Origin of the sequence: Sphingobium sp. B2D3C (assembly GCF_025961835.1) — a bacterium.
GTDB lineage: Bacteria > Pseudomonadota > Alphaproteobacteria > Sphingomonadales > Sphingomonadaceae > Sphingobium.
Genome location: NZ_JAOQOK010000001.1, coordinates 2,881,196 through 2,901,457, shown reverse-complemented (window position 1 = coordinate 2,901,457; position 20,262 = coordinate 2,881,196). Strand labels below are relative to the sequence as shown.

At 66.5% G+C, this 20,262-nt stretch carries 20 protein-coding genes; 18 read left to right on the top strand and 2 right to left on the bottom strand.

From position 1 onward, the window contains the following. Positions 1-33: 33 nt before the first annotated feature. The 3 genes from rplU to M2339_RS13360 all read left to right on the top strand — a co-directional run bounded on the left by rplU (position 34) and on the right by M2339_RS13360 (position 1,559). A complete protein-coding gene (rplU, locus tag M2339_RS13370) occupies positions 34-396 on the top strand; it encodes a 50S ribosomal protein L21 (RefSeq protein ID WP_181561558.1) in 363 nt (120 codons plus the stop codon). Between the two features lie 89 nt (positions 397-485). After that, positions 486-755 (top strand): 50S ribosomal protein L27, encoded by a 270-nt coding sequence (rpmA, locus tag M2339_RS13365; RefSeq protein WP_181560913.1) that lies wholly within the window; start codon positions 486-488, stop codon positions 753-755. A 231-nt stretch (positions 756-986) separates the two neighbouring features. Beyond that, positions 987-1,559 carry a GNAT family N-acetyltransferase gene (locus M2339_RS13360; RefSeq protein ID WP_181560912.1) on the top strand — a complete coding sequence of 191 codons (573 nt, stop codon included), beginning with the start codon at positions 987-989 and terminating at the stop codon, positions 1,557-1,559. Positions 1,560-1,619: 60 nt separating this feature from the next. On the opposite strand, the gene M2339_RS13355 is transcribed toward M2339_RS13360, so the two are convergent. After that, the gene (locus M2339_RS13355) at positions 1,620-2,588 is read right to left on the bottom strand and encodes a magnesium and cobalt transport protein CorA (protein ID WP_264588259.1); all 969 of its coding nucleotides are present in this window, start codon (positions 2,586-2,588) and stop codon (positions 1,620-1,622) included. A 125-nt stretch (positions 2,589-2,713) separates the two neighbouring features. Between M2339_RS13355 and obgE the strand changes: the two genes are divergently transcribed. The 7 genes from obgE (at position 2,714) to lptG (ending at position 10,233) form a co-directional block, all read left to right on the top strand. Then, on the top strand, positions 2,714-3,784 hold the full coding sequence (obgE, locus tag M2339_RS13350; protein ID WP_181560910.1) for a GTPase ObgE: 1,071 nt from the start codon (positions 2,714-2,716) through the stop codon (positions 3,782-3,784). A gap of 262 nt (positions 3,785-4,046) precedes the next feature. After that, complete coding sequence (gene proB / locus M2339_RS13345; protein ID WP_264588260.1) at positions 4,047-5,177, top strand: glutamate 5-kinase; 1,131 nt, start codon at positions 4,047-4,049, stop codon at positions 5,175-5,177. Then, positions 5,174-6,097: an NAD-dependent epimerase/dehydratase family protein gene (locus tag M2339_RS13340; protein ID WP_264588422.1), complete on the top strand. Its 924-nt coding sequence runs from the start codon at positions 5,174-5,176 to the stop codon at positions 6,095-6,097. The genes proB and M2339_RS13340 overlap by 4 nt, the downstream gene beginning before the upstream one ends. Before the next feature lie 101 nt (positions 6,098-6,198). Beyond that, a complete protein-coding gene (locus M2339_RS13335; protein WP_181560908.1) occupies positions 6,199-6,447 on the top strand; it encodes an acyl carrier protein in 249 nt (82 codons plus the stop codon). A 4-nt stretch (positions 6,448-6,451) separates the two neighbouring features. After that, positions 6,452-7,711 (top strand): serine palmitoyltransferase, encoded by a 1,260-nt coding sequence (gene spt / locus M2339_RS13330; RefSeq protein ID WP_264588261.1) that lies wholly within the window; start codon positions 6,452-6,454, stop codon positions 7,709-7,711. Positions 7,712-7,923: 212 nt separating this feature from the next. Continuing rightward, positions 7,924-9,135 carry an LptF/LptG family permease gene (locus M2339_RS13325; RefSeq protein ID WP_264577845.1) on the top strand — a complete coding sequence of 404 codons (1,212 nt, stop codon included), beginning with the start codon at positions 7,924-7,926 and terminating at the stop codon, positions 9,133-9,135. Positions 9,136-9,138: 3 nt separating this feature from the next. After that, complete coding sequence (gene lptG / locus M2339_RS13320; protein ID WP_264574122.1) at positions 9,139-10,233, top strand: LPS export ABC transporter permease LptG; 1,095 nt, start codon at positions 9,139-9,141, stop codon at positions 10,231-10,233. 608 nt (positions 10,234-10,841) lie between these two features. Here the strand turns inward: lptG and M2339_RS13315 are convergent. Continuing rightward, entirely contained in the window at positions 10,842-11,657 is an 816-nt protein-coding gene (locus tag M2339_RS13315) for a flagellin (RefSeq protein WP_264588262.1), read from the bottom strand. A gap of 374 nt (positions 11,658-12,031) precedes the next feature. Between M2339_RS13315 and M2339_RS13310 the strand changes: the two genes are divergently transcribed. From M2339_RS13310 to M2339_RS13275, 8 genes are read left to right on the top strand one after another with little or no spacing between them, the layout of a single operon-like run. Further along, positions 12,032-13,291, top strand: a complete 1,260-nt coding sequence (locus M2339_RS13310; protein ID WP_264588263.1) for a sigma-54 interaction domain-containing protein — start codon at positions 12,032-12,034, stop codon at positions 13,289-13,291. A 17-nt stretch (positions 13,292-13,308) separates the two neighbouring features. Continuing rightward, on the top strand, positions 13,309-13,665 hold the full coding sequence (gene fliE / locus M2339_RS13305; RefSeq protein WP_181560903.1) for a flagellar hook-basal body complex protein FliE: 357 nt from the start codon (positions 13,309-13,311) through the stop codon (positions 13,663-13,665). Between the two features lie 4 nt (positions 13,666-13,669). Further along, positions 13,670-15,436, top strand: coding sequence for a flagellar basal-body MS-ring/collar protein FliF (gene fliF / locus M2339_RS13300; RefSeq protein WP_181560902.1), 1,767 nt, complete (start codon positions 13,670-13,672; stop codon positions 15,434-15,436). Next, positions 15,429-16,445: a flagellar motor switch protein FliG gene (gene fliG / locus M2339_RS13295; RefSeq protein ID WP_264571519.1), complete on the top strand. Its 1,017-nt coding sequence runs from the start codon at positions 15,429-15,431 to the stop codon at positions 16,443-16,445. The genes fliF and fliG overlap by 8 nt, the downstream gene beginning before the upstream one ends. Beyond that, positions 16,438-17,121 (top strand): flagellar biosynthesis protein, encoded by a 684-nt coding sequence (locus M2339_RS13290; RefSeq protein WP_264588264.1) that lies wholly within the window; start codon positions 16,438-16,440, stop codon positions 17,119-17,121. Before fliG ends, M2339_RS13290 begins: the two co-directional genes overlap by 8 nt. Further along, positions 17,118-18,449 (top strand): FliI/YscN family ATPase, encoded by a 1,332-nt coding sequence (locus tag M2339_RS13285; RefSeq protein WP_181560899.1) that lies wholly within the window; start codon positions 17,118-17,120, stop codon positions 18,447-18,449. The genes M2339_RS13290 and M2339_RS13285 overlap by 4 nt, the downstream gene beginning before the upstream one ends. Then, entirely contained in the window at positions 18,446-18,874 is a 429-nt protein-coding gene (locus M2339_RS13280) for a hypothetical protein (protein ID WP_181560898.1), read from the top strand. Before M2339_RS13285 ends, M2339_RS13280 begins: the two co-directional genes overlap by 4 nt. Continuing rightward, positions 18,871-20,262: a flagellar hook-length control protein FliK gene (locus tag M2339_RS13275; protein ID WP_264588265.1), complete on the top strand. Its 1,392-nt coding sequence runs from the start codon at positions 18,871-18,873 to the stop codon at positions 20,260-20,262. The genes M2339_RS13280 and M2339_RS13275 overlap by 4 nt, the downstream gene beginning before the upstream one ends.

Below are 20,262 nucleotides of genomic sequence, written 5' to 3'. Positions count from 1 at the left end.
GCGCCAAGCATTTGATTGATGGAAGTTAAGCCCATGTTCGCTGTCGTGCGTACGGGCGGCAAGCAATATCGCGTCGCCGCCGGAGACAAGATCGTCGTCGAGAAGATCGCTGGTGAAGCCGGCGAAACCGTCACGCTGGACGATGTCCTGCTCGCGGGTGACGGCTCGGAAATCAAGGACAGCAAGGGCCTCACGGTCTCGGCTGAGATCATTGCCCAGGCCAAGGGCGAGAAGGTGATCGTCTTCAAGAAGCGCCGCCGGCACAATTACCGTCGTCGCAACGGCCATCGCCAGCAGCACACGATCCTCAAGATCGTGGCGATCGGCGGCGAAGCGCCGAAGAAGAAGGCCGCCGCCAAGAAGGCCGACGCCGCTCCGGCAGCCGCCGAAGCCTGAGCCTGAATTTGGTTGATTGAGCATTTTCGGACGCAAAACCGGTTTCCACCTTTGCTGAAATGCTCTGAAAGTTTCGAGGAGTTTAGACCATGGCACATAAAAAAGCTGGCGGTTCATCGCGCAACGGTCGCGATTCAGAATCGAAGCGCCTTGGCGTGAAGAAGTTCGGCGGCCAGAGCGTGCTCGGCGGCAATATTCTCGTCCGTCAACGCGGCACGAAGTTCTACCCGGGCCGCAATGTCGGCATCGGCAAGGACCACACCCTGTTTGCGCTCACCGAAGGTCGCGTGGTGTTCCACGACGGCAAGCTCGGTCGCAAATTTGTGTCCGTGGACGTGATGGCGGAAGCCGCCGAATAATCGGACGATTCATGACAGGGATCGTCCAGCGGGACGATCCCTTGGTGAGCCGGTGCCGGTTCATCTGAAACCAAGGGAGAAGGGATCGCCCCTCCTTCCTTTTTTCTTGTTCTCCCTGGACCCTCGATAGACCTCGACGCGTCAGGAGCACGGTTGCTCGCAGCGTTCGCAAGGCTGTCTCACAGGCGTCATCTGTCTGCGGCAGAGCGCCCCGGAACCGGAGACAAGACCATGTTTGCACGTACCCCCCGTTTGCTGCTGCGGCCCGGCTGGCCGGAAGATGCGCAGGCGCTCTATGCCGCCATCGCGGATGAAGCGATCGTGCGGAATCTTGCCCGCGCGCCCTGGCCCTATACGCTGGACGATGCGGTCGATTTCCTCGCCGGCGATCACGATCCGCTGCAGCCCAAGTTCCTGGTGATGAAGCGCACCCAGGGAGTACCGCGTCTTATCGGCTCCTGCGGCATCCATACGCAGGACGATGGCGCGCTGGAGTTGGGCTACTGGATCGCGCGCCCTTACTGGGGCCTGGGTTTCGCGACCGAAGCGGCTTCGGCCGTGATGCAGATCGCCCGCGCGACGGGCGTGCGCAACATTCGCGCCAGCCATTTCACCGACAATCCGGCGTCCGGCCGGGTGTTGCGCAAGCTCGGCTTCCGTCCGGCGGGCCGCCCCGAGCCGCGCCACAGCCGTGGCCGCAATCGCGCCGATCTCTGCCAATTCTACGAAGAGGGCGGCGAAGGCGACATGCGCGAGGACGTGGCGGTGGAAATCTACGCGGATCGCGAGCCAGTCGCGGCCTGAGAGTCGCGCGCCATTTGCGAGTCCGTGGCCGTGCTCACGCCGAGCGCGGCCAGGGACCGGTTACAGCCAGCCGAGCTTGCGGAAGCGCCGATACAGCAGCGCGCAGATGATCGCGATGCCGCCCAGCACGATGAAATAGCCGTAGCGCCACTGCAATTCGGGCATGTTGCTGAAGTTCATGCCGTAGATGCCGGCAATGGCAGTGGGCACGGCCAGAATCGCGGCCCACGCCGCCAGCATCCGGGTGATGTCGCCCTGCCGGCGCTGTTCGAGCAGGCTGCTCGTTTCCGCGACGGAGGTCAGATAGTCGCGCAGCCCCGCGACGCGATATTCGACCCGCCGGACATGATCCAGCACGTCGCGGAAATAGGGCAGCATGTTCTCGTCGATATTCGGCTGGACATGATTGACCATGCGCCCGGCAACATCGCTCATCACCCCGAGGATGCGCTGGAAGCGGACGATCTCCCGGCGGGTCGCGAAGATCTGGCGGATCTGGTCTGAGTCGAGGAAGGCCTCGCCGGCAGCGGCTTCCATCGCCAGCACCTGTTCCTCCAGCGCATCGACGACCGGGAAATAGCCGTCGACGATGAAGTCCATAATCGCGTGCAGCACATAATCCGGGCCGTGGGCCAGGGCGGCGGGCGCGCTCTCCAGCCGGGCGCGCAGCTCCGAATGCGCCCGCGCCGAACCGTGGCGCACGGTGACGATGAAGTCCGCGCCGAGAAAGACGGAGGTCTCCCCATAGCCGATGAGGTCGCCTTCCAGATGCGCCGTGCGCAGGATCAGGAAGAGCTGGTCGCCATACAGCTCGAGCTTGGGCAATTGCTTGCCCTTGCGCGCGTCTTCCTGCGCGAGCGGGTGCAGGCCGAAACAGGTGCCGACCTGAGCCAGTTCTTCGGCATCCGGCTCATGCAGGCCGATCCAGACGAACTCGCCCGCCGGCAGCCGGTCATGGCGGGGGCAGTGGATGTCGACATCCCCCACAACCTTGCCATTGCGATATCGCCGTGCTGCTATGACGGTCACGCGCGTGCCTTTCACCAGTCGAACCCGGCTGAGGTAACGCCTCGCCGGAGAAATGGAAGCATGGGAAGGCCGGACCTTATGAGGCCGCGCTTCACCTTTGCGGGCAAAGGCCTTATGGGCGGCCGATGCATTTCCTAGATCAGGCCAAGATTTTCATTCGCTCGGGTGCGGGCGGGCCGGGAGCGGTCAGCTTCCGGCGCGAGAAATATATTCAATATGGCGGCCCCAATGGCGGCAATGGCGGCAAGGGTGGCGACATCATCTTCGAGGCGGTGCCCGGCCTCAACACGCTCATCGACTTCCGCTACACCCAGCATTTCAAGGCGCCGCGCGGCGGCCATGGCGAGGGTGGCGACCGCACCGGTGCGGGCGGCGATGATCTCGTCATCAAGGTGCCGGTGGGCACGCAGGTCATCTCCGAGCCGGATGAAGAAGGCTATAGCGAGGTGCTGGCCGACTTCACCGAGCCCGGCCAGCGGATCGTCCTGCTGCGCGGCGGCGATGGCGGGCGCGGCAATGCCAGCTTCAAGACCAGCACGAATCGCGCGCCGCGCCAGCACGGCACCGGTTGGCCGGGCGAGGAGCGCTGGGTGTGGCTGCGCCTCAAGCTGCTGGCTGATGTGGGGCTGGTGGGGCTGCCGAACGCCGGCAAGTCGACCTTCATCAATCAGGTGACCAACACCAAGGCCAAGGTCGGCGCCTATCCGTTCACCACGACCAAGCCGCAGCTCGGCGTGGTGCTGCACAAGGGGCGGGAGTTCGTGCTGGCCGATATTCCGGGGCTGATCGAGGGTGCCTCGGAGGGCGCTGGCATTGGCGACCGGTTCCTCGGGCATATCGAGCGCTGCCGGGTGCTCATCCACCTCATCGACGCGACCGGGGACGATCCGGTCGAGGCCTGGCGCATCGTGCAGACCGAGCTGGAGAATTATGGCGAGGGGCTGGAGGACAAGCCGCAGCTTCTCGCGCTCAACAAGGGCGATCTGCTTGGGCAGGAGCTGATGGAAGATGTCGCCAAGGACCTGAAGAAGGCGGGCGCGGGCAAGGCGTTCATCATCTCCGGCGCGACCGGCGAGGGCATGGAGGCGCTGCTCGATGCCGTGCTGCCCATGCTGGGCGAGGTTCACCGCGCCGAGGCCGAGGAGAAGGCCGCGCAGGAAGGTGAGGTGGAGGACAAGCCATGGTCCCCCATTTGAGGATGTATCTCCCCTCCTCTTTAGAGGAGGGGGCGGGGGTGATGATGCGCCGGTGTCGACTGCGCGGCGCTCACGCCCCATCGTTCAGCACCACCCCAACCCCTCCTCTGAAGAGGAGGGGCTTTTCCCCTGTCCCCCGCGCCGTTCGTGTCGAGCGAAGTCGAGACACGGCTGGCACTGTCCTCGCGTGTCTCGACTTCGCTCGACACGAACGGTGGGTTTGTTCTGGGCATGAGAGAAGAGTGCGTTGGGGATACCCATCATGACTGACGCCCTCACCGGTTTCCCGCCCGCCGCCGTTCGGCGCATTGTCATCAAGGTCGGCTCGGCGCTGCTCGTCGCCCCGGACGGCTCCGTGCGGCGCGACTGGCTCACCAGCCTTGTCGACGAGATCGCCGCCCGCCGCGCGGATGGGCAGGAGATCATCGTCGTGTCTTCCGGCGCGATTGCGCTCGGCGCGCGCCGTCTGTGCCTCGCCAAGGGGGGGCGGGCGACGCTGGAGGATGCGCAGGCTGCGGCCGCCGTCGGCCAGATCGCGCTCAGCCAGGTCTGGGCCGACCTGCTTGCCGGGCACGATATTCCCGCCGCGCAGATGCTGGTGACGCTGGGCGACCTTGAGGATCGCCGCCGTTACCTCAATGCCTCCGCCACGCTGGACCGGCTCGCGGGCCTCGGCGTGGTGCCGGTGGTCAATGAGAATGACAGCGTCGCCACCGAGGAAATCCGTTTTGGCGACAATGACCGGCTGGCCGCGCGCATTGGCCAGGCTGCGGGCGCAGATGCGGTGGTGCTGCTCTCGGATATCGACGGGCTCTACACGGCGAACCCCCACAGCAATCCCGATGCCACATTGATCCCGCTGGTGGAGAAGATCGATGCCGCCGTTCTGGCCATGGGCGATGGCAACAGCGCCTCGGGCATGGGATCGGGCGGCATGATCTCCAAGCTGCAGGCTGCGCAGATCGCCACCGGCGCGGGTGCACATCTGGCGATCATTTCCGGCCGCGTCGATGCGCCGCTCGGCCATTGGCAGAGCAGCGGACGCGGCACATTGTTCCGCGCCTCGGCCAAACGCGGCGGGCGCAAGGGCTGGCTGGCCGGGCGCCTCACCGTCAAGGGCAAGCTCAGCGTCGATGCCGGCGCGACGGAAGCCCTGCGCAAGGGCCGCAGCCTGCTGCCGGCCGGCGTCACCGCCACCAATGGCAGCTATGCGCGCGGCGACGTGATCGACATCGTCGGGCCGGATGGCGCTGTGATCGCGCGCGGCCTCGCGCAATATGACAGCCAGGATGCCGAGCGGATCATCGGCAAGCGCAGCGCTGAGGTCGCCGGCCTGCTCGGCGGCACCCCGCGCGCCGCGATGGTCCACCGCAGCTATATGGTGCTGCTCTGAGCACGCTTGCCCTCACCGGCGCCACCGGCTTTGTCGGCAAGGCGACGGTGGAAAGGGCGCTGGCCGCCGGCCATGCCGTGCGCGCGCTGACCCGCCGCCCCCAGCCGCCGCGCGAGGGCGTGAGCTGGATTGCCGGCTCGCTGGAGGATGACGCTGCGCTCGATGCGCTGGTCGCCGGCGCGGATGCCGTCATGCACATTGCCGGCGTAGTCAATGCACCGACCCGTGCCGGGTTCGAGGCGGGCAATGCCACCGGCACCGCTGCCGTTATCGCCGCCATGCAGCGTGCGGGCGTGGTGCGGCTCGTGCATGTCTCCAGCCTCGCGGCGCGCGAGCCGGGGCTCTCCGATTACGGATGGTCGAAGGCGGAAGCCGAGCGGCATGTGCAGGCCAGCGCGCTCGACTGGACGATGATCCGCCCGCCCGCGATCTACGGTCCGGGCGATGCCGAGCTGCTGGAGCTGTTCCAGATGGCGACGCGCGGCTTTGTGCTGCTCCCGCCCGGTGGGCGCCTCTCGGCCATCCATGTCGATGATCTGGCCGATCTGCTGGTGCGGCTGGGCACGCGGCAGGGCGGCGAAACGCAGGGCAAAGTCTATGAAGTGGACGATGGCACGCCTGAAGGCTGGAGCCATGTCGATTTTGCCCGGGCCATTGGCCGCGCCGTGGGGCGTGCCTCGGTGCGGACGATTTCCATGCCGTCCGCCCTGGTCCGCCTCGGCGCCCGTATCGACCGGCTGCTGCGCGGCGACAAGGCGCGGCTGACGCCCGACCGCGCCGCTTATTTCTGCCATGCCGACTGGGTGTCGAAGGCAGCATTGCATCCGCCAGCCGATCTCTGGCGCCCGACCATCGCCGCCGAGGCGGGCCTTGCCATGACCGCGCAGGCCTATCGCGACAAGGGCCTGCTGCCGCGCTGATGCCCGAATCCCGCCTTATTCGCTTGCCATAGGCAGGGCGAAGCGGGCATTCGGCTCGCAACAGGGCCTTATTGGGCTATTACGGAAAGAAAGTCGCAGCCATGTCGGACCGTCAGGACGTCTACGCGCAGATCGCAGCGCAGATCGAACCCTTCAACAAGAAGGGCGTCGCCTTGAGCGACAGCACCACCTTCGCCGGCGACCTGGAGTGGGACAGCCTCACCGTCATGGATTTCGTCGCCGCGATCGAGGACGAGTTCGAGATCATCATCACCATGAACATGCAGGCGGAGATCGAGACGGTCGGCCAGCTCGTCGATGCGGTGATGAAGCTGAAGGCGGAGGGCTGAAGCCATGGCGAGCGTGATCGACGGGGCGGAAACCACCATGCGCGTGGCGGAGGCCGACAAGGACCTGTTCTCCAAGTTCGATCCCCTGATCGCCGAGCGCGAGGCGCTGCTGGCGACCGGCGTGCGCGATCCCTTCGCCATCGTGATGGACGAAGTGAAGTCGCCCACGCTTGCGGTGATCAAGGGCAAGGAGACGATCCTGCTCGGCACCTATAATTATATGGGCATGACCTTCGACCCGGACGTGGTCGCGGCGGGCAAGAAGGCGCTCGACGAGTTCGGATCGGGCACCACCGGCAGCCGCGTGCTCAACGGCACCTACCAGACCCACAAGGCCTGCGAGGATGCGCTCAAGGACTTCTATGGCACCAAGCACGCCATGGTGTTCTCGACCGGCTATCAGGCCAATCTCGGCATGATCTCCACGCTGGCGGGCAAGGGCGATTACATCGTGCTGGATGCCGACAGCCATGCCAGCATCTATGATGGCTGCGCGCTCGGCAATGCCGAGATCGTGCGCTTCCGCCACAACAGCGTCGAGGATCTGGACAAGCGCCTCGGGCGCCTGCCGGCCGATGCGCTCAAGCTGGTCGTGCTGGAAGGCGTCTATTCGATGCTCGGCGACGTGGCGCCGCTGCCGGACATGGTTGCCGCGATCCGCAAGCACCCCAATTGCATGATTCTCGTCGATGAAGCGCATGGCATGGGCTTCTTCGGCCCCAATGGCCGTGGCGTCTATGAGGAGCAGGGCGTCGAGAAGGAGATCGATTTCGTCGTCGGCACCTTCTCCAAATCGGTCGGCACGGTCGGCGGCTTCTGCGTCTCGGATCATCCCAAGTTCGATGTGATGCGCCTCGTCTGCCGGCCTTATGTGTTCACCGCCTCGCTGCCGCCGAGCGTCGTCGCCACCGCCGCGACCTCGATCCGCAAGCTGATGAACGCCGGCGAGAAGCGCGCGCATCTGTGGGAGAACAGCCGCCGCCTGCACAAGGGGCTGATCGATCTCGGCTTCACGCTCGGCACCAAGACGCCGCAATCGGCGATCATCGCCGTCATCCTTACCGACCAGACGCAGGCCGTGGCGATGTGGCAGGCGCTGCTGGAGCTAGGGCTGTATGTGAACATGGCCCGTCCGCCCGCGACACCGGCCGGCACCTTCCTGCTGCGCTGCTCGCTCTGTGCCGAGCATTCGAGCGAGCAGGTCGGCCAGATTCTCGAGATGTTCGCGACCGCGGGCCGGATGACGGGCGCCATCGCTGGCTGATCGAACGACCGGGCCTGTCACGGCTCGGTCAAGCCGTCCGTTGGTCGCACGACCGGGCGCCTTCCCGGCTCCGGCTGGCGCGTGGCGCTATGATCTGGCGGGCGTCCATACACTCTAAGGTTGCGGCGCGGGCGCATCCCGCTTACGGCCTTGCCGTGTCCGGACCTTCCGGCCGGGCCACCTGAACCGGCTCAAGGAACCTGCGGACTCTCATGCTGACCGCTCTGGACCGCTACATGGCGAGGCTGATCGCGGTCCCGCTTTTCGCAAGCCTCATCGTTGCGGCGATGCTTCTGGTGCTGGACCGGATGCAGCGGCTGTTCGTGTTCGTCGCGACCGAAGGCGGTCCGGTGAGCGTGGTGTGGCGGATGCTCGCCAATCTCCTGCCCGAATATCTCGGCCTTGGCATTCCCATCGGCCTGATGCTTGGCATCCTGCTCGCCTTCCGCAAGCTGGCTCTGTCCTCCGAGCTGGATATTCTGCGCGGCGTCGGCCTTTCCTATACGCGCCTGCTCAAGGTGCCGTATATGTACGCCATCGCGCTGGCGATCCTGAACCTGACCATTGTCGGCTTCATCCAGCCGGACAGCAAATATGCCTATGAGCGGCTGCGGTTCGAGCTGCGCTCGGGCGCGCTGGGCGCGTCCATCAAGGTCGGCGAGTTCACCAAGCTGGGCGACGGCATCACCATCCGCATCGAGGAGAGCGAGGACGAAGGCAAGAAGCTGAGCGGCATCTTCGCCCGCATGGACAGTGACGGCGGCCAGTCGCTGGCGGTCACGGCCGCGCGGGGCCAGTTCCTCGCCACCGACGATCCCGATACGATCATCATGCGCCTTACCGATGGCGTGCTGGTGCATAATTCGCCCAGCTTCACCGAACCGCGCATCCTCTCCTTCTCCAACCATGATCTGCCGATCTCGCTGCCGAAGATCGAGGAGTTCCGCACGCGGGGCGATGGCGATGTGGAGCTGAGCCTGCCGGAGCTGTTCCGCGCCGGCCTCACCCGCGATACGGCGCTGGGCCGGGCGCAGGCCTGGTCGAACTTCAATTTCCGCGTCGTGGAAGTGGCGATGATGATGTTGCTGCCGCTCGCGGCGATTGCCTTCGCGATCCCGCCGAAACGCTCGACCTCCGCGCTCGGCGTCTTCCTGTCGATCGTCTTCATCGTCACCTATCACAAGATCAACCAGACGATGCAGTCGCTGGGCGCACTGGGCCGGATCGATCCGTTCCTGGGCCTGTGGGGCCCGTTCCTCATTTTCGCCGGGATCATCGCCTGGCTCTATTATCAGACCGCCTATGTGCCCGGCGGCCAGCCGATCGGTGCGCTGGATCGTCAGTTCGCCAAGCTGCTCGGCCTGTTCAAGTCGCTGCTCAAATGGTTCGGCGACCGGCGTTACCGCAAGGCACATCGGGGATAGGCCATGCTGCTCAACTTCTTCCCTTCCCGCGCGCTGGCGCTGTATCTGGGCAAGACCTTCCTGCTGCGTTGCCTGGCGATGCTGGCGATGCTGGTGCTGATCCTGCAGATGCTCGATCTGCTGAGCGAGGCCGGCAAGGTGCTGGCCTATCCCGGCAATGGCGATGCGCAGCTGTGGCAATATGTCAGTCTGCGCGCGCCGCAGATCATCTCGCGCTTTCTGCCCTTTTCGGTGCTGCTCGGCACGCTGATCACGCTGGCGACGCTCAATGCCAATAGCGAGGTGGTGGCGATGAAGTCCGGCGGGCTCTCGGCCCACCAGATTCTCGCGCCGCTCATATTGGCCAGTCTTGCCGTGGCGGCGATCAGCTATGTGTTCAACGAACGCGTGGTCGTGCGCGCCACCGCGACGCTCACTGCCTGGGAGGCCGCGAAGTTCGGCCCCATCCCTTCGGACCCGGGGGTCAAGGGCAACGTCTGGGTGCGGCACGAGGATGACCTCATCCGGGCCGGGACGATCACTGGTCGCGGCAATGCCGTGCGGCTGCAGGACGTGAACGTCTATGACCGGCATAACAATGCCCTGATCTCGATCGTCTATGCCAAGCACGGGCGCTTTACCCCGGATGGCTGGCTGCTTGAGGATATCCGCGTGTTCGACGTCGTGCGCGGGGTCAGCCGCCATGTCGACCGGATGGTGGTCGGCAAGGGGGTCACGCCGGACCAGTTCACGCTGTCCTCGGTCGATCCCGATGCCATGTCCTTTGCCGACCTGAGCGAGGCGATCGATACCTTGCGCGAGGCGGGGCGCCCGGTTGCATCGCTCGAAGGGTCGCTCTGGCATAAGATCAGCGGGCCATTGTCGGCATTGCTCATGCCGTTGCTGGGCTCTGTCGCCGCTTTTGGTATTGCACGCTCCGGCAAGCTGTTCGTGCGCGCGGTGATCGGCATGGCGTTGGGCTTCGCCTTCTTCGTGGCCGATAATTTCGCGCTCTCCATGGGCAATCTGGGGGTGTACCCCCCGATGCTGGCGGCCTGGGCGCCGTTCCTGCTCTTTCTGGTGGTCGGCGAAGCGGTGTTGATTACCACGGAGGAATAGCGCTCTGCCCGGATGGGCGGGGCGGTCCTTCGATACGCCGCTTCGACAGGCTCAGCAGCTACTCAGGACGAACGGAAGTGGATCCTTGGCACGCCACGTGCTGGATCGGAGCGGAACCGACACTGTTTTCCCAAGCTCGGAATTTTGTCCACGCCGCCTAACCTCCCGTTCGTGTCGAGCCCTTCGACTGCCCGCAGGGCGGGCGCTCAGGATAAACTTCAGCCGAAGGCTGAAGTCGAGACACGGTACGCTTCACCCTTCTCGACTTCGCTCGAAGCGAACGGAGTGGTGGTGCGATGGAAGGGATCATGGCTGGCCACTCCCCTTCTGGCCTCCGCCCATTGCATGTCCGCATGAGCATCAGGCTGGCGAGCGGCGCCTTCATGCGCGCTCCACGTGCCCGATCAACACCTCTCGCTTGTCCGCCGGGGGCCGGCGCCTCGCTCGCCTACAAGAGAAGAAACCCTCCGCCCGGGGGAGCGAAGGGTTTCCATATTCCCTGTTGGGGATGCTGACCCCCGGCACGATGGGGACTCTATGGTGCCGGGGGTCAACCGGGCCGGCGAGTGTGGACCAGTACCCTCGCCGTCCGATCTTAGGTGCTGCCCTTAGCGGAGCAGGCTGAGCACGCCCTGCTGGCTCTGGTTCGCCTGAGCGAGCATCGCCGTGGAGGCCTGGCTGAGGATCTGGTTCTTGGCGAGCGCCGTCGATTCCTCGGAGAAGTCGGCGTCTTCGATCCGCGAACGGGCGTCGGACAGGTTGGTGATCGTGGTGGTCAGGTTGCTGGCAGCCGATTCGAGACGGCTCTGCGTGGCACCGAGATTGGCACGGCCGGTAGCAACCGCTTCGATCGCCGTGTCGATGGCGGTCATCGCCGCACCCACCGTCGTGCCGGCGCCGCCGATGTTCGGCGCGGCGGTGGCGAGCGCCGTCAGAGCCGTCGTCACCGCCGAGGTGTCAACCGAGACAGTGTCGGTCGAGCCGGTGCCGACCTGGATCGAGGTAGCTGTCGCGCTGAACAGCGCCACACCGTTGAACTCCTGGCCCTGCACCTTGCCGATCTGCGTCATCAGCGCGGAGACTTCCGCCTGCAGATTGTCGCGGGCGGCGGTGTCGTTCGTGCCGTTCGCGGACTGCACAGCCAGTTCCTTCATGCGGACCAGCATGTTGGAGATGTCGCCCAGCGCGCCTTCAGCGGTCTGAGCCAGCGAGAGGCCATCATTGGCGTTGCGGCGTGCGGCAGCGAGGCCACGGACTTCGGCGGTCATCTTGGTGGCGATGGCGAGGCCGGCGGCGTCGTCCTTCGCGGTGTTGATGCGCTTGCCGGAGGACAGGCGCTCCATGGCCTGCGACAGGCCCTGATTCGCAGTGGCCGAGGCATTCTGGGCCCGAATCGCGGACACGTTGGATGCAATAACAGTCATGTGGTTTCCTTTCCCGCTTCACTGAGGGTCGCTGCCCTTTGGCGGTGGCGGCCTCGAAACCACAGAACGGATAAGGCCTCATGAGCTTTAGGTGACCGTCTCAAATTTCCCGAAATCACCAATTAATATAATGAAATAAAACGATATATTTTGCAACAAAGTGCGGCGGGATGGTTCGTCGAGAGGGAGAGCGGAGGCTCTGCACGTCAAGCGCGACATGATTTTCGCGCCTTCAGACGGTCGGCAAAATCCTGCCGCACTGCGGCAATGGTTCGCCGTCGTTAACCGAATGCTAAGCATTTTTTATCACTTTTAACGGGCAAGACAGGGGTGGCTCGCAAGAGCCCGGACTGGACCAAAACGGGGGCTTACGCATGTTGCATGTCGACATGAGTCAGCGCGTACAGCGGCTGTTGCCGGATCTGGACGTGTGGCTCGATACTGCCTGCTTTTCTGTACGAACGGTGGGTGCGGACACGCCGCGTGGTAAATCGGTTCAGCGCATTCTCCTCGCCGAGGAAATTGCCGATGCAACCTGTCGCGACCTGCTGATCGAGTGGCGCGAGGGCACGCCGCGCTTCATGCCCGCCTCCAATGGCTTCCCCGCCCGCATTGCCTTCGGTGCGCAGGACAAGGCGATGGCCTTTGCCCTGATCGCCGAACTGTTCCGCCCGGCGCGGATGCCCGCAGTGGGAGACGAGAGCAGCGCCATGCTGATGCGCCTCGCCCAGCGGATCGCCGCCAGCGATGCGACCGTGCTCGTCCAGGGCGAGACCGGCACAGGCAAGGAGGGCATTGCGCGCTTCCTTCATGATATGAGCCCCCGCGCCGACAAGGATTTCATCGCCGTCAATTGCGCCGCGCTGCCGGAAACCATGATGGAAGCCATGCTCTTCGGTCACAAGAAGGGCAGCTTCACCGGCGCCGGCGCGTCGTCTGACGGTCTGTTCCTCGCTGCCAATGGCGGCACATTGTTTCTCGACGAAATCGCCGAACTGCCGCTGGCCCTGCAGGCCAAGCTGCTGCGCGCGCTGCAGGAAGGCGAAGTGCTTCCTGTCGGCGCGACGCATCCGGTGCCGGTCGATGTGCGCGTCGTCGCCGCCTGCAACCGCGATCTTTCGGCGGAAGCCGATGCCGGTCGGTTCCGCGCGGACCTTTACTGGCGGCTCAATGTGATGCCGCTGCACCTGAGCGCGCTCGCAAGCCGTCCGGGTGACATTCCGGCGATCACCGCTTCGTTTCTGCTGCGCCATCAGGGCGGCCAGTCCGGCTTTGTCTGGCCGACGCCCGCTGCCCTGGCGCATCTCGCCGCGCACAGCTGGCCGGGCAACGCCCGTGAGTTGGGCAATGTCCTGCAGCGGGCCATCGTGCTGCGGGAGGGCGACCAGATCGACGTGAGCGATCTCAGCCTTGCCGGCAACGCCATGCCCGCGCCCGTTCCGGCCGAGCCCGCGCCGCTGCCGGCCCGTGCTCGTCTTCAGGATGTCGCCCGCGCCTCGGCGATGGACGCCATTCGCCTCGCCCTGCGTGACACCGGCGGGCATCGCGCCCGCGCGGCGCGTATCCTTGGCATTTCCGAACGTACCCTGCGCTACCGTCTCGCTGAAATGCGTGACCTCGCGCTGGCTAGCTGAGCGCAGGAGGCATCATCATGTCGGGACTTTCGGTCGATAGCGTGCTGGCGCTGCGCCAGAGCATTCTCCAGCGTAACTCCGCGATTCAGGACGCCGCGAAAAGCGCCGCCGGTGCCGCGACGGGCGGCGCGCCCGCCAGCAGCCCTGCAGGTGGTGCCGATTTCGCGGACGCCATGCGCAGCGCCATCGAGGGCGTGAACAAGCTGCAGACCCAGTCGAGCGACGCGACCGCTGCCTATGAGCGCGGCGAGACCACGGACATCGCGGCGGTCATGCTGACCCGCCAGCAGGCGTCGGTGGGCTTCGAGACGACCCTGCAGGTCCGCAACAAACTCCTGTCCGCCTACAAGGACATCATGAGCATGCCGGTGTAATGAGATGAGCGACGCGAACATCACCACCACCACTGGCAACCAGGCGGCGATGCAGCCCGGCTTGCCCGCCCTCTCCGGGTCTGGCGCGGGCTTTGCGGCCGGCGCGCAGGGCATGAAGCTGCGCCTCACGGGCCTGCTCCAGCAGCCCGCCGTGCAACGCAGCCTGCCGATGATCGGGCTCATCACCGTTGCCGCGCTCGCCGCGCTGGCCTGGCTGGCACTGCGCGAACCGCCGCAGCGCGACCTGTTCCGGGGCCTGCCGGAGGCCGACCAGGCCGCCGTGGCCGAGGCACTGGGCAAGAGCGGTATCGCCTATAATTTCGATCAGACGAGCGGTGCGATCACCGTCGCCGAGACCGATTATTTCAACGCCAAGATGAAGCTCGCCGCCGAGGGCCTGCCCCGCAGCGCGCCGACTGGCGACACTCTGATCGATTCCATGCCGATGGGCGCGAGCCGCGCCGTCGAGGGCGAGAAGCTGCGCAGCGCGCGCGAGATGGATCTGGCCCGCACCATCGAGGCGATCGATGCGGTCACCAAGGCGCGGGTCCACCTCGCGGTCGAGGCGCCGAGCATCTTCCTGCGCGAACGCTCGCGCCCCACGGCGTCCGTGATGCTGCAACTGGCCAATGGCCGCTCGCTGTCCGAAGGTCAGGTCGAGGCCATCGTGCATCTCGTCGCCTCCTCCGTGGGCGACATGGCGCCGGAATCGGTGTCGGTCGTCGATCAGAATGGCCGCCTGCTCAGTAATGCGACCGGGGCCGGCGCGGAGACGGATCGGCAGATCCAGATCCAGAGCCGCATCGAAGATCGCTACCGTCAGGCTGTGACCGCGCTGCTCACGCCGATCATCGGTGCCGGCAAGTTCTCGACCGAGGTGCATGCCGAGGTGAACTTCGCCGAGCGGCAGGCCACGCGCGAAACCTATCCGCAGGACGAAGCCCGGCTGCGTGCCGAAACCGGCAGTTGGAACACGGATGCGCAGGGCAATGCGAATGCCGCACCCGGCGGCATCCCCGGCGCGCTGCAGCCCAATCCGCCGGTCAATCCCGCCGATCCGGGCGGACCGCCGCCGACACAGGCCCAGGCCCAGGCCAACGCCATGCAGACGCCGCCCGCACCCGGCATGCCGCCGTTCAAGACGACCGAAACCTTCAACCGCAGCTTCGAGCTGGGCCGCGAAGTCTCCGTGACGCGGGACGCCGTGGGCACCGTGCAGCGCCTGTCCATCGCCGTCGCGCTGGATCAGGGCACCGATGGCAAGCCGCGCACCCCGCAGGAGATTGCCGCGCTCGAGGCGCTGGTCAAAGGCGCGATCGGCTTCGATCAGGCGCGCGGCGACGTGGTGGCGATTTCCTCGCGCAAGTTCGCCGAAGCAGCCGGGGATGCCGCCACCGATGCGACGCCCTGGTATCAGGAAGCCTGGGTGGCGATGCTCGCCCGTAACGTCTCGGCCCTGCTCGTCGCGCTGCTGCTGCTGGTCGGCATCGGCCGTCCGCTGCTCAAGCGCTGGTCCGCCGCGCAGGCGGAGCGTCAGGTGCTCGATGCACAGATCGGCCAGCAGATCGGCACGGAAATCCAGGCCGAGATCGGCCGGGCCTCGGCAGCGGTGCATGACCCCGCCCAGCCGGTGACCCTCGATATGATCAGCGCCACGCATGACTATAGCGATCGCGCCACGCTGATCCGCAACTTTGTGAAGCAGGACCCCGATCGCGCCGCGCTCGTCGTTCGCGATCTCCTCAAGGATGGAGTGAAGGCCGATGGCTGAGGTCGAAGCCGCCCGCCCGCTCACCGGCAGCGCCGCTGCCGCCGTGCTGCTGATGCTCTTCGAGGAAGACGAAGCCGCGCAGATCCTCTCCCGGCTGGAGCCGGACGAGGTGCGCCAGCTCGGTTACGCCATGTATGACGTGGCGGATGTCGAGGTGGATGAGGTGAATGCCGCGCTCGACCAGTTCGTCTCCAAGGCGCGCGGTCGCACCACCATCGGCTACGGCGCCACCCAGCATATTCGCGGCGCCATGCACAAGGCGCTCGGTCCCGACCGCGCGGACAATATGCTCGCGCGCATCACGCCGCCGACGCGCTCGACCAAGCTCTCGATGCTCAAATGGATGGAGCCGGCCGAGATTGCCGCGATCATCGAGCCCGAGCATCCGCAGATCATGGCCATCGTGCTGGCCCATCTGGACCCCGCCGTGGCGGCCGCGACGCTGCAGCTGCTGCCGGCCGAGGTGCAGGACGATGTCGTCTATCGCGTCGCCACGCTCGGCCCGGTGAGCACCGAGGCGCTGGACGAGCTGGAGCAGCTCATCGCCTCCCGCCCGGCGCAGGGCCGCTCGTCCGCCGGCACCACCAAGCGCGGTGGCACCAGCGAGGCCGCCGCGATCATGAACAACATCCGCAAGGATCATGAGCAGCGCATCATCAAGGCGCTGAACAAGCGCGACCGCAATGTCGCGCAGCTCATCGAGGATGAGATGTTCGTCTTCGAAAATCTGCAGGCCCTGTCGGACAAGGATCTCGGCACGCTCATGCGGGCGGTGGACAACGCCATTCTCGTCGTCGCGCTCAAGGGGGCGAGCGACACGCTGCGCACGCGCATCCTGGGCTGCATGTCGCAGCGCGCCGCCCAGTCCATTCAGGACGAGATGGACGAGCGCGGCCCGATGCGCCTTGCCGAAGTGATGGAAGCGCAGAAGGCGATCATCGCCGAGGCGCGCCGCATGGGCGAGGAAGGGGCGATCATGCTGGGCGGAAAGGGCGACGACTATGTCTAGGATCTGGTCGGCCGATAGCGTCAGCGGCGCCGCGCCGCTGGAGAGCTGGGGCAATTTCGGCAGCGTCGGGCGCGATGGCAGGGGCTTTCGCCACCTCTATGCCGAGGAGCAGGGCCATCGGGCCTGGAACGTCACCTTCCCCGGCGGAAGCGGGCCGGGCGGCGACTATGATGAGACGCTGGCCGCTCAGGCGCCGGTCGACCCCATTGAGGAAGCCGCGCGCGATGCCTTCGTGCAGGGCTTTCAGGAAGGCGAGCGCATCACGCGCGAAGCCGCCGAGCAGGACGATGCGGCGCGGCGGGAGCTGGCTGCCGCCGTTCTGGCGCTCGGAAAAGTGGATGAAGGCGCCTTCGCCACGCTGCTGTCCCAGGCGGTCATCCGTCTGGTCGGCCAGATCGTGGGTGAAGTGCCGATCGATGCCGATGTGCTCCGGGCGCGCTGCGAGGCAGTCGCCGCCTGCATCGACACCGAGGATGCCAAGGCCCGGCTGGAGGTCAATCCCGAGGATCTGCCGCTGCTGCAGGCCGAGCCGCTGCGCTTCTCGCTGGCGGCCAGCGCCGATGTGCCGCGCGGATCGGTCCGCCTTGCAACGGCGGAGGGCTGGATCGAGGATGGCCCGGACGTGCGCCTGGCACGCCTCAAGGCGCTGATGGACGATATGGAGGGCCGGCTGTGATCCAGGCGGAACTCGCCCGCGCTACGCGCTTGCTCGATCATATGCAGGTGCCCAATCAGGCGCCGCGCCATGTCGGCCGGCTGGTCGGCCATGATGGCGGGATGCTCGAAGTGACCGGCTTTTCCCGCCCCATCGGCGCCGGCGCGCGTATTCGTGCGGCCGATGGTACGTCGGTGCGGGCCGAGGTCGTCGGCTTCCGGGGCAGCCGCGCCGTGCTGGTGCCGCTCGATCAGGATGCGCCGCTGGAAAATGGCGCGCGCGTCGAGCCGGACAGCGCCGCCAATATGGTGCAGGTCGGTGAGGGGCTGATCGGCCGCGTCATCGATGCCATGGGACAGCCGCTCGATCGCAAGGGGCCGGTGCTTGCCAATGGCCAGTGGCCGCTCGCCGGCGTGCGCGGCAATGTGCTGGATCGCGGCAGGGTGCTGGAACGCTTCGATCTCGGTGTGCGCGCGGTGAATGCGTTGCTCACGGCCGGGCGCGGCCAGCGTATCGCCATCATGGCCGGTTCGGGCGTCGGTAAATCGGTGCTGATGGGCCAGATGATTGCTGGCGCCGAGGCGGACGTGATCGTCACCGGCCTGATCGGCGAGCGCGGCCGCGAGGTCAGCGACTTCCTCGAGACCAAGATCGGCGGCGCGCTCATGAACAAGAGCGTCGTCGTTGCCGTGCCGGCCGATCATCCGCCGGTGCTGCGCCTGCGCGCGGCTGCCCGCGCGACCGCCATCGCCGAATATTTCCGCGCCCGTGGCAAGCAGGTGCTGCTGCTCATCGACAGTCTCACCCGCTGCGCCCATGCCCAGCGCGAGATCGGCCTGTCGCTGGGCGAGCCGCCGGCGATGAAGGGCTATCCGCCCTCGGCGCTGTCGCTCATCCCCCGCCTTGTTGAGCGCGCCGGCGTGGACAGCCGCTCGGGCGGCTCGATCACCGCGATCTACACTGTGCTGGCCGATGGCGACGATACCGACGATCCCATCGTCGATACCGCCCGCGCCATTGTCGACGGGCATATCGTGCTCTCGCGGCATCTCTCCGAGCAGAGCATCTTCCCGGCTATCGACGTCGGGCGCTCGCTCTCGCGCGTGATGGCGGACATCGTGGATGACGAGCATCTGCGCGCCGCCGCCAATTATCGGCGGCTGTGGGCGGCCTATGAGGAAAATCGCGACCTCATTCTGATGGGTGCCTATCGCCCCGGCAACGATCCGACTATCGATGAGGCCGTGGAACGCCGGCAGCAATTGCTCGGCTTCCTGCGCCAGAGCAGCAAGTCCACGATTGACGTCGATACGAGCGCCGCGGCGCTGATCGCGGAGTTCGGGGCATGAGCCGCATGGTCGCCGCGCGCAAGCGCCTCGTCCGGGTGCGGGACGTGCAGCATAATCAGGCCGTCGCCGCGCTCACGCTTGCGCAGGATGAGGCGAGCCAGATCGCCAGCAATGCCCGCCGCATCGCGCAGGTGCGCGAGGAGCTGTGCGGCCAGAGCGGGCAGCAGATTGGTGGACTCTTCGCTGCGCGGCGCGAACTCGCCAGCCGTCTGGAGCGCGCCGGCCGGCAGCTCGATGGCGCGCTGTTCGATGCCAATCGGCGGATCGACGCGCGCGATGCGGAACGGGTGGTGGCGGATCGTGAACGCGAAATTGCTGAGCGCCTCAAGGACAAGGCCAAGGCCGCACGGGAAGCGCAGCGCGAAGCCCGGCTGGCCGCGCAGCCGCGCGTCCGGCGAATGCAGAACAGGGGACTGGAAGAATGATCAACATCACGTCGCTCTTCAGCATGATGACGGGGCGCGCTCCGGCTGCCGATGCGAAGGCCGGGGAACCGGGCCTCGCCACGGGCGGGCAGTTCGCTGCGCTTGTCGAACTGGCTGCGCTGAACGGCAACGCTCCGGCGGCCGGGGGCGCGGGCCTCAGCCTTGTCGTCGACAATGACGGGACTGCCACGACCGGACCGGCCGGTGCCCCGGACGAAGGCTTCAGCGCCGATATCCTCGCGCTGGTCGGCGGCGAAAAGCTGGCTTTGACAGCGCCCGATCGGTTCGCGAGCCAGCCCCAGCAGGCTGTTACCGTCGCGGCTCAGCTGCAGGCGCAGCAGGCCCAGCAGGGCGCTGCGACAGCGCAGCCGCCCCAGGATGCCGCCCTGGCGTTGACCGAAGGCGAGCCGAATGCAGACGCCGAGGCCGGTGACGCGGCCGCAACGGATGAGGGCGCCACCAACGCTGCGGCGCCCGGGCAGCCGCTGCAGGCGCAGGTCATTCCCTTCCCGCTCGCGCCCGGCATGCCGGCCATGGCTGCGCACGTCGCCGCCGGGACCGGGTCCAAAGGAGGTCGCGCCGCCGCTTCATCGCAGGATGGCGCGACGGCAGCCGCCGGCGTGGCAGCGCTCGCTGCCCCCAAGGCGGATGGCGCGGACTCTCCAAACACGGAGGGTGCCAGCCTGGCAGATGCTCTGGCGGCGCAGAGCGCAACGACCGGCAAGGCCACGGCGCCGGCTCCAGACACGGCCCAGCGCTTCGTCATCGATTTGCCCGTCGGCATCTCGACCGAGAGCGGCGCTGTCAGCAGCAGTGGTGGTGCCGGACCGGCGGCGCCTTCTGCAGCCTCGGCGCTGGGCGCACAGGTTATCGACATGGGCGTCTCGGGCCAGTGGATCGATCGGCTGGCGCGGGAAATTGCCGGGCTGGCGGAAGGCGGCGGGCATAGCCGCTTCTCGCTCAATCCGCCGCATCTTGGCCGGCTTGAAGTCGACGTGTTCCAGGGCGCCGGCGCCATGGACATCCGCCTGACGGCCGAAACGGATGAGGCCGCACGGCGCCTCAACGAAGGGCGCGGCACGCTGCAGGCCGATGCACGTCTTGCCACCCTGCATCTCGGGCAGATCACGGTCGAGAAGGCCGGCGCCTCCTCGGATACCGCGCGCGATCAGGGTCAGGCGCAGAGCCAGGCCCAAAATCAGGCGCAAAATCAGGCCCAGGGCCAGGCCCAGCGCGATCTGGCGAGCCAGATGCAGCAGCAGGGGCGCGGACAGGATGGCGATCGCGGGACATCGTTCCCGCGCGTCGCCGGGGAACAATCTCGCCAGCCCGATGAGAGCAGGGTCGCCGCGCGCGACAGTGCCGACGGGCATGTGCGCTTTGCTTAA

Excerpts from the sequence above, each read along its gene's own strand:
- rplU (WP_181561558.1), top strand. The coding sequence starts at position 34 with ATGTTCGCTGTCGTGCGTACGGGCGGCAAGCAATATCGCGTCGCCGCC.
- rpmA (WP_181560913.1), top strand. The coding sequence starts at position 486 with ATGGCACATAAAAAAGCTGGCGGTTCATCGCGCAACGGTCGCGATTCA.
- M2339_RS13360 (WP_181560912.1), top strand. The coding sequence starts at position 987 with ATGTTTGCACGTACCCCCCGTTTGCTGCTGCGGCCCGGCTGGCCGGAA.
- obgE (WP_181560910.1), top strand. The coding sequence starts at position 2,714 with ATGCATTTCCTAGATCAGGCCAAGATTTTCATTCGCTCGGGTGCGGGC.
- proB (WP_264588260.1), top strand. The coding sequence starts at position 4,047 with ATGACTGACGCCCTCACCGGTTTCCCGCCCGCCGCCGTTCGGCGCATT.
- M2339_RS13335 (WP_181560908.1), top strand. The coding sequence starts at position 6,199 with ATGTCGGACCGTCAGGACGTCTACGCGCAGATCGCAGCGCAGATCGAA.
- spt (WP_264588261.1), top strand. The coding sequence starts at position 6,452 with ATGGCGAGCGTGATCGACGGGGCGGAAACCACCATGCGCGTGGCGGAG.
- M2339_RS13325 (WP_264577845.1), top strand. The coding sequence starts at position 7,924 with ATGCTGACCGCTCTGGACCGCTACATGGCGAGGCTGATCGCGGTCCCG.
- lptG (WP_264574122.1), top strand. The coding sequence starts at position 9,139 with ATGCTGCTCAACTTCTTCCCTTCCCGCGCGCTGGCGCTGTATCTGGGC.
- M2339_RS13315 (WP_264588262.1), bottom strand. The coding sequence starts at position 11,657 with ATGACTGTTATTGCATCCAACGTGTCCGCGATTCGGGCCCAGAATGCC.
- M2339_RS13310 (WP_264588263.1), top strand. The coding sequence starts at position 12,032 with ATGTTGCATGTCGACATGAGTCAGCGCGTACAGCGGCTGTTGCCGGAT.
- fliE (WP_181560903.1), top strand. The coding sequence starts at position 13,309 with ATGTCGGGACTTTCGGTCGATAGCGTGCTGGCGCTGCGCCAGAGCATT.
- fliF (WP_181560902.1), top strand. The coding sequence starts at position 13,670 with ATGAGCGACGCGAACATCACCACCACCACTGGCAACCAGGCGGCGATG.
- fliG (WP_264571519.1), top strand. The coding sequence starts at position 15,429 with ATGGCTGAGGTCGAAGCCGCCCGCCCGCTCACCGGCAGCGCCGCTGCC.
- M2339_RS13290 (WP_264588264.1), top strand. The coding sequence starts at position 16,438 with ATGTCTAGGATCTGGTCGGCCGATAGCGTCAGCGGCGCCGCGCCGCTG.
- M2339_RS13280 (WP_181560898.1), top strand. The coding sequence starts at position 18,446 with ATGAGCCGCATGGTCGCCGCGCGCAAGCGCCTCGTCCGGGTGCGGGAC.
- M2339_RS13275 (WP_264588265.1), top strand. The coding sequence starts at position 18,871 with ATGATCAACATCACGTCGCTCTTCAGCATGATGACGGGGCGCGCTCCG.